A 12,450-nucleotide genomic window follows, 5' to 3' on the forward strand; every position below is an offset into this window, starting at 1 on the left:
TTGAACTTGCGCGGTGCGGCGTGGCCGGCCGCCAGGTCGCGGCACCGGCCACGCCACACCGGGTCGAGGGTCAGGAGACGGTGCAGGCGGTGCCGTTCAGGGTGAAGGCGGCCGGCCTGGTGGCACTGCCGGTGTGGGTGCCGTTGAAGCCGAAGCTCGTCGACGCGCCCGGCGCCAGTGTCCCGTTGTAGGACAGGTTCGACGCCGTCACCGCGGTGCCGGTCTGGGTCACGTTCGCCGACCAGGCTTGCCCGATCTTCTGCCCGCTGCTCGGGAAGGTGAACGCGAGCGTCCAGCCGTTTATCGGCGTCGTTCCGGTGTTTGCGATCGTGATGTTCGCGGTGAACCCGGTGTCCCAGTTGTTCGCCGTCCAGGTCACCGCGCAGCCGCCGCCGGTCGGCGGGGCCGTGGTGGTGACCGTGACGCCGGGCGACGCGGACGAGACGTTTCCGGCCGCGTCCACCGCCACCACGGTGAACGTGTACGTCGTGGAGGCGGTCAGCCCGGTCACCGCCAGCGTGGTGCCGGCGGCCGAGCCGACCAGGACGTTCCCGCCCCGGTAGACGCGGTAGGCGGTGACGCCCACCGCGTCGGTGGACGGGCCCCAGGTCAGGGTCAGGCCGGTCGGGCCGATCGCGGAGGCGGTGGGCGTACCGGGTGCGGTCGGCGCTGTGGTGTCCGGCGCCGGGCCGGCCGGCGTGGTGACGCTGAGCGCTGCCGATGCCGCCGAGCGGTTGCCGGCGCCGTCGAGCGCCCGCACGGTGAACTGGTACGTCCGCTCGGGCGCCAGCCCGGTCACGACCAGGGTGGCCCCCGTCGAGGCGGTGACGACCGGGTCGGCGCCGGCCGAGGTACGGGTCACCTCGTAGCCGGCCAACCCGCTGCCGCCGGTGTCGGTGGACGCGGCCCAGGTCAGCGTGAGCCCGCTGGACGTGACGGCGGACGCGACGGGCGTACCGGGCGCCGTGGGCGCGGTGGTGTCCGGGATGGCCGGTCCGGGCTCCTCGCCCCACACACGTACCCCGGCGGAGTAGAGCGGCACCTTCCGGTTGGGTCCGGCGGTCGCCTGGTACGACGGGTCATTCGTCGGGTCCCACGTGCCGCCCTCCGGCACGCCGATCTTGAACTGGACCTCCATCCGGTGCTGCGACTGGCCGGCCGGGGCGATCGTGTAGCCGGTGCAGTCCACCTCGACGTACCAGATGTCGCCGCTGAGCTGCTTCGCGGTGGTCGGGGACGGGCAGCCCTGGGTGTAGCCGGCGGTCACCTGCACCGGGCCGGTGCCGTCGGGCCGGAAGTAGTACCGGAACTTTCCGGCGGTCAGCGCGCGGGCCGGGAACGCCGACTTGTTGTAGACCATCACCTTGAGCCCGGTGGCCCGCGGTTCGGCCTGCGCCACGGTGGTCTCCACGGTCAGCTCGTCCATGTCGGGCGTCTCGGCGACCGGGAAGTTGGCCAGCGGGCTGCCGCCGTACTCGGAGGTCAGCCGGACCAGCGACGAGGTGAAGCCGGCGTTGTAGTCGGTGGCGACCTCGTTCATCACGTAGTCCGACCGGCTGTCGGTGTACGCGTCGTTCGCCGAGGACGGGCCGCCGACGAGCGCGCCGTAGAGGGTGTGCCGGGTCTCGACGGGCACGGTCTGGCTGTCCCACCAGGACCCGTGCGCGGTGCGGTGGTGCGGGTTCTTCGGCGCGTTCGCCCCGAACCCGATCACGTAGCTGGAGTTGCGCGGGTTGTCACCGAGCGCGTAGTTGATCTGCCGGACGGCGAAGTCGTGGTAGCGCGCCTTGCGGGTCGTGTCGGTGGTCTTGTCGCTGTAGACGAGCGCGGCGAAGGAGGTGTTGGCCGCGTAGCGCAGCGCGCCCCAGGAGTCGAGCACCGCCATCCCACCGGGCGAGTACGGCACCCGCTGCCCGTTCACGCCGACGGTCCAGTAGTCCAGCCAACGGTTGGCGTCGTCGACGTACTTCTGCTTGCCGGTCAGGTTGGCCAGCAGCACGTACGCGCCGAACTGCTTGTTGTCCCAGGCGATGGTCCACTTGTAGGAGCGGGTGGTGGACTGCGGCTCGGTGCCGAGCTTGTCGTACTCACTCTCGGCCTTGGCCAGATAGCTGGCGTCGCCGGTGGCCCGGTAGAGCCAGATGGCGCCCCACACCAGCTCGTCCTGCCAGCCGCTCCACGACTTGTAGAACGACGCCGCGTCGGTGATGCACTCGCTGTAGGCCTTCCGCACCGTGTCGGCGAAGGTGTAGAGCTGCCGGGCGTGGCTGAGGAGCTTGTCCGCGTAGGCCGCGTCGGTGGGCCGGAACACCATCGAGGAGGCGGCCATCGCGGCCGCCGTCTCGCCCGCCAGGTCCGCGCCGCCACAGCTCGCATCGATCTTGTACGCGGGCCGCGCCATCGGCATCACCTCGGCCGGACCCCACCACTTGTGGTCGTCGTCGCCCTTGCCGACCTGCCCGTAGAGGACGTTTGCCGACGGGTGCGCCTTGATGAAGTAGTCGTTGACGAAGCGCAGGTTGTTGAGCAGGTGCGGCAGTTGCCCGGAGGTGGTGTAGCCGCTGCGGTACTCGACCGCGCCCCAGGCGAGCATCGTGGCGCTGAACGCCATCGGGAAGCCGAACTTGACGTGGTCGCCGGCGTCGTACCAGCCGCCGGTGAGGTCCACCCCGGCGTCCCGGCCGTCGGTGAGGGCGCTGTCGCCGCGCCAGGAGACCCGGTTCCAGTCCGGCAGGTCGCCCGACTGCTGCGCCTCGTAGAAGAGCAGCGACTTCTGCAACGCCTCGGCGTAGTTGAAGGTCGCCGGAGCGGCGGAGGCGGCCCCGGCCAGGGGGGCGGCGACCACGAGGGACAGTCCGGTGAGCAGGGCGATGCCGGCGGCCAGCATTCGTCTGGGCCAGGGCTGGTCGGCGGCCGGGGGCCGTTCGGGTCGGCCGGGAACCGGCCGGGTCAGGTGGCGCATGGCGGCTCCTGTCGGAGGCGCCGCCGGTGGTCGCACCGACGCGGGACGGCGTGGGGGCGGCGTGGCCACCGGCGACGGTGGGGTGGCGGTGTCACCAGGGCAGCCGTGGAAGCGCTCCCATGGATAATCGACAATGTAACGGCCGCGACATCGGTTTGGGAAGACCGCGCTCCGGCCCACATCACACCATCGATACATGTCGATGGTGTCGTCGACGTGTCCGCAGCTCGGGCTCGCCACCGCCGCACCGGCCGCCGGACACGACACACCCGACGAGGTCCAGCCAGACAAACGTACTGTTGCTGACCCGCTACCGCGCGCGAGACAGTACGGACCACCAGTGGTGCCACCGACGCCGCCGCTCCCCGGTCGACCCTGAGGAGGACGCGATGGCACTACGACTCGCCGACGGCACCGCCTGGTCCGAGGTCCTCGCCCGCGCGGTGGCCGCCGCGCCCGAGGCGTTCGGCGCCGACGTGGACGGCGTCACCACACTGCACAACCTCGTCGAGGGCGAATGGCGGGCTGTGGGCCGCCCCGCCCCGGTCCGCACCCCGGTGGACAACACGGTCATCATCAACCTGCCCCGGCTCGACGCCGACACGGCCCGCGCCGCCGTCACCCACGCCACCGCCGCGCACCACGCCTGGGCCCGGACCCCGCTCGCCGACCGCAAGGCCCGGGTCGCCGACGCGCTGGACGCCCTCACCGCCCACCGCGACCTGCTCGCGCTGCTGCTGGTCTGGGAGATCGGCAAGCCGTGGCGGCTCGCCTGCGCCGACGTGGACCGCGCGCTCGACGGCGTCCGCTGGTACGCCGACGAGATCGACCGGATGCTCGCCGACGGCCGTGAGCCGCTGCCCGGCCCGGTCAGCAACATCGCCTCCTGGAACTACCCGATGAGCGTCCTCGTGCACGCCGAACTGGTCCAACTGCTGGCCGGCAACGCGGTCATCGCCAAGACGCCGTCACAGGGCGGCGCGGTCTGCCTGACCGTCGCGCACGCGCTGATGCGCCGCGCCGGACTCCCCGCCACCCTCGTCTCCGGCGGCGGCGAGGAACTGTCCGAAGTGCTGGTCCGCGCACCCGAGATCGGCGCGGTGGCGTTCGTCGGCGGCCGCTCCAACGGCGGCAAGGTGGCCGCCGCGCTGCTCGACAGCGACAAGCGGCACTTCATCGAGCAGGAGGGCCTCAACGCCTGGGGCATCTGGAACTTCTCCCAGTGGGACCTGCTCGCCGCGCACCTGAAGAAGGGCTTCGAGTACGGCAAGCAGCGCTGCACCGCGTACCCCCGATTCGTGGTCCAGCGCGACCTGGTCGACGAGTTCCTCGACATGTACCTGCCGGTCGTACGCTCGGTCCGCTTCGGCCACCCGCTCGCCGTCGACGAGAACTGGACCGCCGGCGACCCCCTGCCCGAACTGGACTTCGGGCCGCTGATCAGCGCCGCCAAGGCCGACGAACTGCACCGCAAGGTCGACGAGGCGGTCCGCGGCGGTGCGGTGCCGCTGCACCGGGGCAAGCTGACCGGCGCGCCGTTCGTGCCCGGTCAGGACACCTCGGCGTACGTCGCGCCGTCGGTGCTGCTCGCCCCGCCCGGGCGGTCGCGGCTTATGCACGCCGAACCGTTCGGACCGGTCGACACGATCGTCGTGGTGGACACCACCGACGAGCTGCTGGCCGCGATGAACGCCTCCAACGGCGCGCTTGTCGCGTCCCTGGCCTGCGACGACGAGGAACTGGCCGGCAAGCTCGCGGTGGACCTCCAGGCGTTCAAGGTGGGCATCAACAAGCCGCGCTCGCGGGGTGACCGCGACGAGCCGTTCGGCGGCCGGGGCGCCTCGTGGAAGGGCGCGTTCGTCGGCGGCGACCTGCTGGTGCACGCCGTCACCGTCGGCGGCCAGGGCCGGCTGTACGGCAACTTCCCCGACTACAGCAGCTACCCCGCCACCTGATCGCAGTGCGTGGCGCGGGCCCCGGCGACAGGCCGGGGGCCCCGCGCCGCGACGCGCCGTTGGCGTACCGTCGGGTGATGGCGATGATCGCGCAACTCTCGCTGGGGGTGTCTGACGCGGACCGGGCCGGGGCTTTCTGGGCCGCCGCCCTCGGCTACCGCCGACGCCCGCCCCGCCACCCCGGCGACGAGTGGATCGTGCTGGAGCCGCCGCCCGGGATGCCCGGCGCGGCCATCGCGATGGACCTCAGCGACAGCCCGGTCGAGGAGTTTCCCCGCGTCCACCTCGACCTGGACGCCGGCGAACGCACCCTCGACGAGGAGGTCGACAGGCTCCTGGCCCTCGGCGCCCGACAGGTCGACTGGCGGCACTACCCGACCGATCCACTCCCGACCGAGCCGCCGTACGTGGTGCTCGCCGACCCGGAGGGCAACCGGTTCTGCGTGTCCGGCCGCCGCAAACCAGCCGAGGGCCCTCGCTAGACCCCCGGTACCGTCACGGTGGCCGGGGCGGTGAGGGGCACGGTGAGGCTGAGCAGGGTGCCGTCGCGGTCCGTGACCGTAGGCCGATCCAGCCGACGTAGGGTACGCAGCATCGGGGCGTTCTCGGCCTGCACGTGCAGCACGAGCGCCGCGTAGCCGGCCACGTCGGCGTGCCGGGCCAGCCGGCGCAGGAGCGCCGACCCGAGCCCACGGCGCTGCCAGTCGTCGCGCACCAGCAACGCCACCTCGGCCTCGTCGCCCTCGCCGAGCAGGTTGGCCATGGCGACCACCGACTCCGACGCACCGTCGACGCCGGTGGCCGTGGCGACGAGCGCCAACCCGCGCCCCGGCTCCAACAGTCGACGCAGCCGGGCCGGCCGCGGCACCGCGGCACCGCTGAGGTACCGCCGCTGCCGGCTCCGCGGGGAACAGCCCTCGTGCAGCTCCAGCACGCCCGACAGGTCGTCCACGCAGGCCGGCCGGACGGCCACCTCGGCGCCGTCGGGCAGCACCAGGGTGACCTGCTCGGCGGCGCGCCGCGCCACGGTGGCGGCCAACTCGACAAGGGCCTGCGCCCGGGCGTACTCCGCAGGGGTGAACGCGGGCGCCGCCCGGCGCAGCGCGAACGATCCGCCCGCCGGGTCGGCCAACGACATGGTGGCGCCGGTGACGCCCCGCTCGACGCCTGTCGACGCCGGACGCCAGCTGACCGAGTCGGCGCCGAGCAGCGTCCGCAGCGCCTCGCCCGTCGCGTCCGGGTCACGCACCAGCCGGTTGGCCAACCCGAGCACCCGGGTCGGCTGGTCGATCAGGCCGCGCGCCTCGCTGCGCGCCACCCAGCAGTCCCGCCCGCGACCCCGCTCGACCGCCGCGATCAGCTCGGCCTCGTCGAGCGTGTCAGGTGCGTCGACCAGGAAGTCGTCCACCGCGCCCCGCTCGGTCGGCTGCACCTGCACGGTGAGGATGTTGACCCCGCGCAGCGCGAGGCTCGCGGTGAGCACCGACAGGTAGCCCGGCCGGTCGTCCACGGTCGCTCGGATCCGCCACAACGTCATGGTTGGCTCCCTTCCCCGGGTACCACCCTCGTCCCCCGCTGTTGCCGCCCGATTGCCCGGCGGTGACGGGTTGCGCTCAGGCCGATGTCCCCGCCCGGGTCCGTCGCTACGCGGGACGGCCGCGGTAGCCGATGGGGCCCTCCCCGACCCGCTGGTAGGTGCCCAGGAATCCACGGTCGCCGAAGGCGACAGTGCCGTTGTTGCCCCGCAGGTGTCGCCAGGCCAGCCTGGTGGCCGGGCGGCCGGCCACGTCCACCGCGACGAGCAGGTCGCCCGAACGGTGCCACCCACCGGCCCAGCCCTCCTGGGTGGAGAAGCGCCGCGCCTCCTTGGCGACGGTGCCGCGTTGGGTCAGCCGGCCACGGAACTCCGTCGGCTCCCCACCCGGCTGCCGCCGCCAGCCGTAGAAGGCGGCCTGCCGCTTCTCGAACGTGATCGCGTACTCGGCGCCGGACTCGTCGGCCCAGGCCACCTGTTCGAGGACGTCCTGCTCCCCGCGGTCGATGAAGATGGTGATGTCGCCGGCCTCGCTGGCGTACCGCAGCACCGGCTCGGCGATCGCCTGCCGTTCGAGGGCCAGCCCCGCCTGGTCGTGTGCGTGCATCGGGTCGATCGTCACCCGGTACAGCCACAGCATGCTGCGGGCGTCGACACCGCTCTCGATGCGCAGCGTGTTCCGGCCGGCCGTCAACTCCTCGGCCGGAACCGCGAAGACCAGCCGTTGCGGGAGCCCACCGCCATTGGGGATCCGCAGCCGGTCGGCCAGCGGCTCGCCGTTGAGGCGCACCGTGAGCGGGGCGTACCCGGGCGCCCGGGAGAGCATCGACGCGAGCGCCCGGATGGCGACGCAGGCCTCGCCGACGACGGCCGGGTCGGGCACGTCGAACTCCAGCTCGACCGATCCGCCGGCGCCGATGGCCAGGTGGTCGCTGGCGGTCGAGGAACGGTCGACGCCGGTGATCGTGACGTTCCCGACGCGGGGCGGCTCGGGACCGAAGTCGGCGTAGGTGGGGTCCATCTGGATCCCGGGCCGCCGCCCGCGCACCGGCGCCGCAGCCGGCGGCCGCAGCAGCACCTCGTAGGACCGGACGGTACGTTCGGCGTCGCCGTGCCCGATGTTGGCGGCGCCGAAGGCCCGCCGCACCTTGCCGATGCGCAGGCTGCCCGCCGCAACCGCCGCGCGAGCGACGTAGAGCGGTTCGCCGTCACTCTCACGGCCCGCCAGCAGCGCGTCCGCGGGCACCGCGCCACCGGACGCGATGCCCCAGACGCCGCGGTCCATCAGCACCTCGTACTCGTCGACGCGGACCACCTCCCCGGCCCAGGTGGTCCGGGCCGCGCCGAAGGCCGGACGGACCTGGCCCGGGTGCACGCCGCCGCGCATCCGGACGCGGCACGCCCACAGCGGCTCACCGTCCGCCTCGTACCCGTGCGGTACCGCGCCGGCCGGGATCGAGCCGTCGCGGGCTGCCTCCCAGCGATATCCATCGAAAGCGACATCCATTCCGGAGAGGCTAGATCAACAGGCTCGGGCCTCACGGACCGCCGACCCCGGCGGGTGGCGGCTCAGGGGTTGGCGCTGACCGGCGGCGCGCCGACCAGGTCCAGCCGGTCCCCGAGGATCACCGCGCAGGCCCGGACGAGCTGGCTGAGCCGGTCCACCTCGGTGCTGTGGAACGCGGCGGCGTGCAGCGTGTCGCTGTACTCGCGGGCCACCACCAGCACGAGGCCGGCCCGGCCGAACGGCGCCACCGCGTGGTGGGTGCCGTCGGGGGTGGTCATCGACCGGCCCCGCAGGGGGGTCACCTCCGGCAACCGCAGGGGTACGGGAGCGCGCCAGCTCGCGTGCCCGACGGTGGCTCCGCCACCCCCGCTGCGCGAGGCCCAGTCCAGTGGGACCACGGCGGCCACCGCCCAGTCGGCCGCCAGCAGGCCGGGCACCGCGTCGACCAGGGTGGCCAGCCCGTCGGCCGGGTTCGCCGCGACCTGGGCCAGCAGCTCCGCGTCCTGACCGGTGGTGGTGGGCGCGCCGATCGCCCGCCACACGCCGTCCACCCGTACGCCGGGGATCGCCGCGAGACCGGCCAGCAGCCGCTCCACCCGTGCGGCGCCCGGCCAGACCACCGTGAAGTCGTCCACCGCGCGCCCGCCGAGCCGCTCCAGGACCACCACCTGGACGATGTCCGCGCCGGAGACGCCGAGCGTGCGGGCGACCTGGCCGAGGGTGCCCGGACGGTCCGGCAGGGTGACCCGAACTCGCAGCAACATGTCTGTCCCTCCGCTCGGCGGGCCGGCGAGGGCCGGCAGGCTGGTCACAGCCTGGCCGTTGACCATTTCGTCCCTGTTGCAGGGGCATGTCCCGAGCGGAAAATCCGACCTTGACAACGTGAGCGGGCTGCCATCAACTAGTCGGATGACTGATCCGGCCGTCGACGCACTCCGGCCCGGAGCAGTCCCGGCCGGCCTGGACCTGGCCCGGCTCGCCGACCACCTCGCGGAGCACCGGCCCGAGCTTGCCGCCGGGCCACTGCGGGCCGAGCTGATCGCCGGCGGCAAGTCCAACCTCACCTACCTGCTGCACGCCGGCGACCGGGAGGTCGTGCTGCGCCGACCGCCGCTCGGGCACGTCCTGGCGACCGCACACGACATGGCCCGCGAGTTCCGGGTCATCTCGGCGCTCGCGCCGACCGAGGTGCCGGTCCCGGCGGCGCTGCTGCTCTGCGCCGACCCCGAGGTGATCGGCGCCCCGTTCTACCTGATGGAACGCGTCGATGGGGAGGTCTTCCGCACCCGCGCGCAGACCGACCCGCTCGGCGACGAGCGTCGCCGGGCCCTCGCCATGGCGATGATGGACACCCTCGCCGCGCTGCACACCGTCGACCCGGCCGCCGTCGGGCTGAGCGACTTCGGCCGCCCCGACGGTTACCTGGCCCGGCAGGTACGCCGCTGGGCCGGTCAACTCGACCGCTCCCGCAGCCGCCCACTGCCCGGCATCGACGAGCTGCGCGACCTGCTCGCCGCGACCGCGCCGGAGGGCGCGAACGCCGGCCGGATCGTGCACGGCGACTACCGGCTCGACAACCTCCTCGCCTCGGCCGACCCGGTGGCCGTGCACGCGGTGCTCGACTGGGAGATGGCCACCCTCGGCGACCCCCTCGCCGACCTCGGGCTGCTCCTGACGTACTGGGACGTGCTCGGCGGCAGCGAGGCGACCGCCGGCAACCCCGTCGCCGACGGCCTCGGCCCGCGCGCCGGCTTCCCCACCGGCACCGAACTGATCGACAGGTACGCCGGGCGCAGCGACGTCGACGTCGGGCCGATGCACTGGCACGTGGCGCTCGGCTGTTTCAAGCTCGCGGTCATCTGCGAGGGCATCCACTACCGGCACACCCTGGGGCAGACCCTCGGTGCGGGTTTCGACCGGATCGGCGACATGGTGGCACCGCTGGTCGAGCACGGGCTGACCGCCGCCAGGGAGCGGTGATGGACTTCTCATACGACAGCCGGACCGAGGAGCTGCGCGACGAGCTGACCCGGTTCCTGACCGAGCACGTCTACCCGGCCGAGGCGGTGCACGCCGAGCAGGTGGCCGCCGGTGACCCGTGGTCGCGTACCCCGGTGCTGGCCGAGTTGAAGGCCGAGGCCCGCAAGCGCGGCCTGTGGAACCTCTTCCTGCCCGACCCGCGCTACGGCGCCGGCCTGACGAACCTCCAGTACGCTCCCCTGGCCGAGCTGACCGGACGCAGCCCGCACCTCGCGCCGGAGGCGGTCAACTGCGCGGCACCGGACACCGGCAACATGGAGCTGCTTGCCGAGTTCGGCTCGGAGGCGCAGCAGAAGCGCTGGCTGATGCCACTGCTGGAGGGTGAGATCCGCTCCGCTTTCTGCATGACCGAGCCGGACGTGGCGTCGTCCGACGCCACGAACATCGCCACCCGGATCACCCGCGACGGCGACGAGTACGTGATCAACGGGCGGAAGTGGTGGTCGTCCGGGGCGATGGACCCGCGCTGCGAGATCTTCATCGTGATGGGCAAGACCGATCCGGACGCCGACCGGCACCGCCAGCAGAGCATGGTGCTGGTCCCCCGGGACGCACCCGGGGTGGAGGTCCGCCGGGGCATGACGGTGTTCGGCTACACCGACGGCTCCCACGGCGGGCACGCCGAGATCGACTTCACCGACGTGCGGGTGCCGGCGGAGAACCTGATCGGCGCCGAGGGCACCGGCTTCGCCATCGCCCAGGCGCGGCTCGGCCCGGGCCGGATCCACCACTGCATGCGGCTGATCGGAATGGCCGAACGGGCTCTGGAGCTGCTCTGCCGCCGGGCCAACGAGCGGATCGCGTTCGGCCGGCCCCTCGCCGAGCAGGGCGTCGTCCGGGAGTGGATCGCAGAGTCCCGGGTCCGCATCGAGCAGGCCCGCCTGCTGGTACTCAAGACGGCCTGGCTGATGGACACCGTCGGCAACAAGGGCGCGCACACCGAGATCCAGGCCATCAAGATCGGTACGCCGGCGATGGCGGAGTGGGTGATCGACAAGGCCATCCAGGGGTACGGCGGCGCCGGCGTCAGCCAGGACACCCCGCTGGCCGCCCTCTGGGCGCAGACCCGAACGCTGCGCCTGGCCGACGGCCCCGACGAGGTCCACCGCAACTCCCTGGCCAAGCGCGAACTCCGCCGCTGGGCCCCCACCCCCGCCTGACGCGCACCGGGTGCCGGGCAGCACCGGTGATCGTGCTCGATCCTGGATGTAGTGGCCTCCGGACGCTCGCAACACCACTACAACAAGGATCGAGCGCGATCTTGCGCACTCCACCCCGACGATCATGACATTGACGGCGCCGCGTGTCCGAAATGTCGTCACCGACCTCGCGACACCCAGGCGGGCCGGGGGTGGCGGTGTGGGTCAGGCGGAGGCTCGGTGGACCAGTTGGGTGTCCAGGAGGATGTGCGGGGCGGGGAGGTCCTCGCCGCGGATGCGGGCCACCAGCAGGCGGGCCATCTGCCGGCCCATCTCCTCCACCGGCTGGAAGACCGTGGTCAGCGGCGGTTCGGCCTGCCGGGCGATCGTCGCGTCGTCGAAGCCGATCACCGCGACGTCCTCGGGCACCCGCCGGCCGGCCTCGCGCAGGGTACGTAGCGCGCCGAACGCCATCAGGTCGGACGCCACGAAGACCGCGTCCAGGTCGGGGCAGGCGTCCAGGAGCCGCCGCATGGCGCTCGCGCCGCTGCCCTCGCTGAAGTCGCCGTACGCGATCAGGTCGGGGTTGACACCACCCCCGGTGGCCTTGACGGCCTCGGTGTAGCCGGCCAACCGGGCGAGGCCGGCGCCCATGTCCTGCGGCCCGGCGATGGTGGCGATGCGTCGCCGCCCCCGCCCCGTCAGGTACTCCACCGCCTGTCGGGCCCCGCCAACGTTGTCCACGTCGACGAACCAGGCCGGCTGGGCGCCGGGTTGCAGCATCCGGGCGGGCCGACCGCCGAGCACGGCGGGCAGGCCGCGCTCTTCCAGCAGGGTCGGCAGCGGGTCGGAGTCGTGCAGGGACAGCAGCAGGACGCCGTCGACGTGCTGGTTGGTCAGGTGGTGCTCGACCCGTTCCCGTTCCACCGGCGACTGGGCCATGGCCAGCCAGAGCTGCATGGGTGTCTCGAGCAGCGCGGAGCTGATGCCCCGCACGATCGAGGCGAAGAACGGCTCGGTGAAGACCCGCTCGCCGGATTCGGACACCACCAGGGCGACGGAGTCGGTCCGCTGGGTGACGAGCGCTCGGGCGGCCCGGTTCGGCACGTACCCCAGCTCGGCGATGGCCTGTTGGACGGCGGCCCGGGCCTCCGGGCTGACCTGGGGCGAGCCGTTGACGACGCGGGACACCGTGCCCCGGCCGACGCCGGCGCGCGCCGCGACCGCGTCAAGGGTCGGGCGCCCGAGCGACCGGGTGCGCTGCGTTGTCATCGTCTGCTCCTCCGACGGCGGGCGGACCCGGCGCCACCAGC

At 73.1% G+C, this 12,450-nt stretch carries 9 protein-coding genes; 4 read left to right on the plus strand and 5 right to left on the minus strand.

The window, feature by feature from the left end:
* Nucleotides 1-70: 70 nt before the first annotated feature.
* Nucleotides 71-2,962 (minus strand): glycoside hydrolase family 9 protein, encoded by a 2,892-nt coding sequence (locus ABZS77_RS11685; protein WP_354821029.1) that lies wholly within the window; start codon nt 2,960-2,962, stop codon nt 71-73.
* 389 nt (nt 2,963-3,351) lie between these two features.
* Here ABZS77_RS11685 and ABZS77_RS11690 point away from each other — a divergent pair, with 389 nt between their 5' ends.
* On the plus strand, nt 3,352-4,917 hold the full coding sequence (locus ABZS77_RS11690; RefSeq protein WP_354821032.1) for an aldehyde dehydrogenase family protein: 1,566 nt from the start codon (nt 3,352-3,354) through the stop codon (nt 4,915-4,917).
* A 77-nt stretch (nt 4,918-4,994) separates the two neighbouring features.
* Nucleotides 4,995-5,399 carry a VOC family protein gene (locus tag ABZS77_RS11695; protein ID WP_354821035.1) on the plus strand — a complete coding sequence of 135 codons (405 nt, stop codon included), beginning with the start codon at nt 4,995-4,997 and terminating at the stop codon, nt 5,397-5,399.
* On the opposite strand, the gene ABZS77_RS11700 is transcribed toward ABZS77_RS11695, so the two are convergent.
* The 3 genes from ABZS77_RS11700 to ABZS77_RS11710 all read right to left on the minus strand — a co-directional run bounded on the left by ABZS77_RS11700 (nt 5,396) and on the right by ABZS77_RS11710 (nt 8,722).
* Nucleotides 5,396-6,454: a GNAT family N-acetyltransferase gene (locus ABZS77_RS11700; RefSeq protein ID WP_354821038.1), complete on the minus strand. Its 1,059-nt coding sequence runs from the start codon at nt 6,452-6,454 to the stop codon at nt 5,396-5,398. The two genes, ABZS77_RS11695 and ABZS77_RS11700, sit on opposite strands and share 4 nt — an antisense overlap.
* 106 nt (nt 6,455-6,560) lie before the next feature.
* Nucleotides 6,561-7,958 carry a DM9 repeat-containing protein gene (locus ABZS77_RS11705; RefSeq protein WP_354821041.1) on the minus strand — a complete coding sequence of 466 codons (1,398 nt, stop codon included), beginning with the start codon at nt 7,956-7,958 and terminating at the stop codon, nt 6,561-6,563.
* A 62-nt stretch (nt 7,959-8,020) separates the two neighbouring features.
* Nucleotides 8,021-8,722, minus strand: coding sequence for an amino acid-binding protein (locus ABZS77_RS11710; RefSeq protein WP_354821044.1), 702 nt, complete (start codon nt 8,720-8,722; stop codon nt 8,021-8,023).
* Nucleotides 8,723-8,867: 145 nt separating this feature from the next.
* On the opposite strand from ABZS77_RS11710, the gene ABZS77_RS11715 reads away from it, so the two are divergent.
* Together ABZS77_RS11715 and ABZS77_RS11720 are read left to right on the plus strand one after the other, a co-directional pair.
* Nucleotides 8,868-9,938, plus strand: a complete 1,071-nt coding sequence (locus ABZS77_RS11715; protein WP_354821047.1) for a phosphotransferase family protein — start codon at nt 8,868-8,870, stop codon at nt 9,936-9,938.
* Nucleotides 9,938-11,158: an acyl-CoA dehydrogenase family protein gene (locus ABZS77_RS11720; protein WP_354821050.1), complete on the plus strand. Its 1,221-nt coding sequence runs from the start codon at nt 9,938-9,940 to the stop codon at nt 11,156-11,158. The genes ABZS77_RS11715 and ABZS77_RS11720 overlap by 1 nt, the downstream gene beginning before the upstream one ends.
* Before the next feature lie 204 nt (nt 11,159-11,362).
* Here the strand turns inward: ABZS77_RS11720 and ABZS77_RS11725 are convergent, their stop codons facing one another.
* The gene (locus ABZS77_RS11725) at nt 11,363-12,409 is read right to left on the minus strand and encodes a LacI family DNA-binding transcriptional regulator (RefSeq protein WP_354821053.1); all 1,047 of its coding nucleotides are present in this window, start codon (nt 12,407-12,409) and stop codon (nt 11,363-11,365) included.
* Nucleotides 12,410-12,450: the final 41 nt, after the last annotated feature.

This window comes from Micromonospora sp. NPDC005298 (assembly GCF_040607375.1).
GTDB lineage: Bacteria > Actinomycetota > Actinomycetes > Mycobacteriales > Micromonosporaceae > Micromonospora.

Coding starts and splice junctions, on each gene's coding strand:
- ABZS77_RS11685 (WP_354821029.1), bottom strand. CDS start 2,962: ATGCGCCACCTGACCCGGCCGGTTCCCGGCCGACCCGAACGGCCCCCG.
- ABZS77_RS11690 (WP_354821032.1), top strand. CDS start 3,352: ATGGCACTACGACTCGCCGACGGCACCGCCTGGTCCGAGGTCCTCGCC.
- ABZS77_RS11695 (WP_354821035.1), top strand. CDS start 4,995: ATGGCGATGATCGCGCAACTCTCGCTGGGGGTGTCTGACGCGGACCGG.
- ABZS77_RS11700 (WP_354821038.1), bottom strand. CDS start 6,454: ATGACGTTGTGGCGGATCCGAGCGACCGTGGACGACCGGCCGGGCTAC.
- ABZS77_RS11705 (WP_354821041.1), bottom strand. CDS start 7,958: ATGGATGTCGCTTTCGATGGATATCGCTGGGAGGCAGCCCGCGACGGC.
- ABZS77_RS11710 (WP_354821044.1), bottom strand. CDS start 8,722: ATGTTGCTGCGAGTTCGGGTCACCCTGCCGGACCGTCCGGGCACCCTC.
- ABZS77_RS11715 (WP_354821047.1), top strand. CDS start 8,868: ATGACTGATCCGGCCGTCGACGCACTCCGGCCCGGAGCAGTCCCGGCC.
- ABZS77_RS11720 (WP_354821050.1), top strand. CDS start 9,938: ATGGACTTCTCATACGACAGCCGGACCGAGGAGCTGCGCGACGAGCTG.
- ABZS77_RS11725 (WP_354821053.1), bottom strand. CDS start 12,409: ATGACAACGCAGCGCACCCGGTCGCTCGGGCGCCCGACCCTTGACGCG.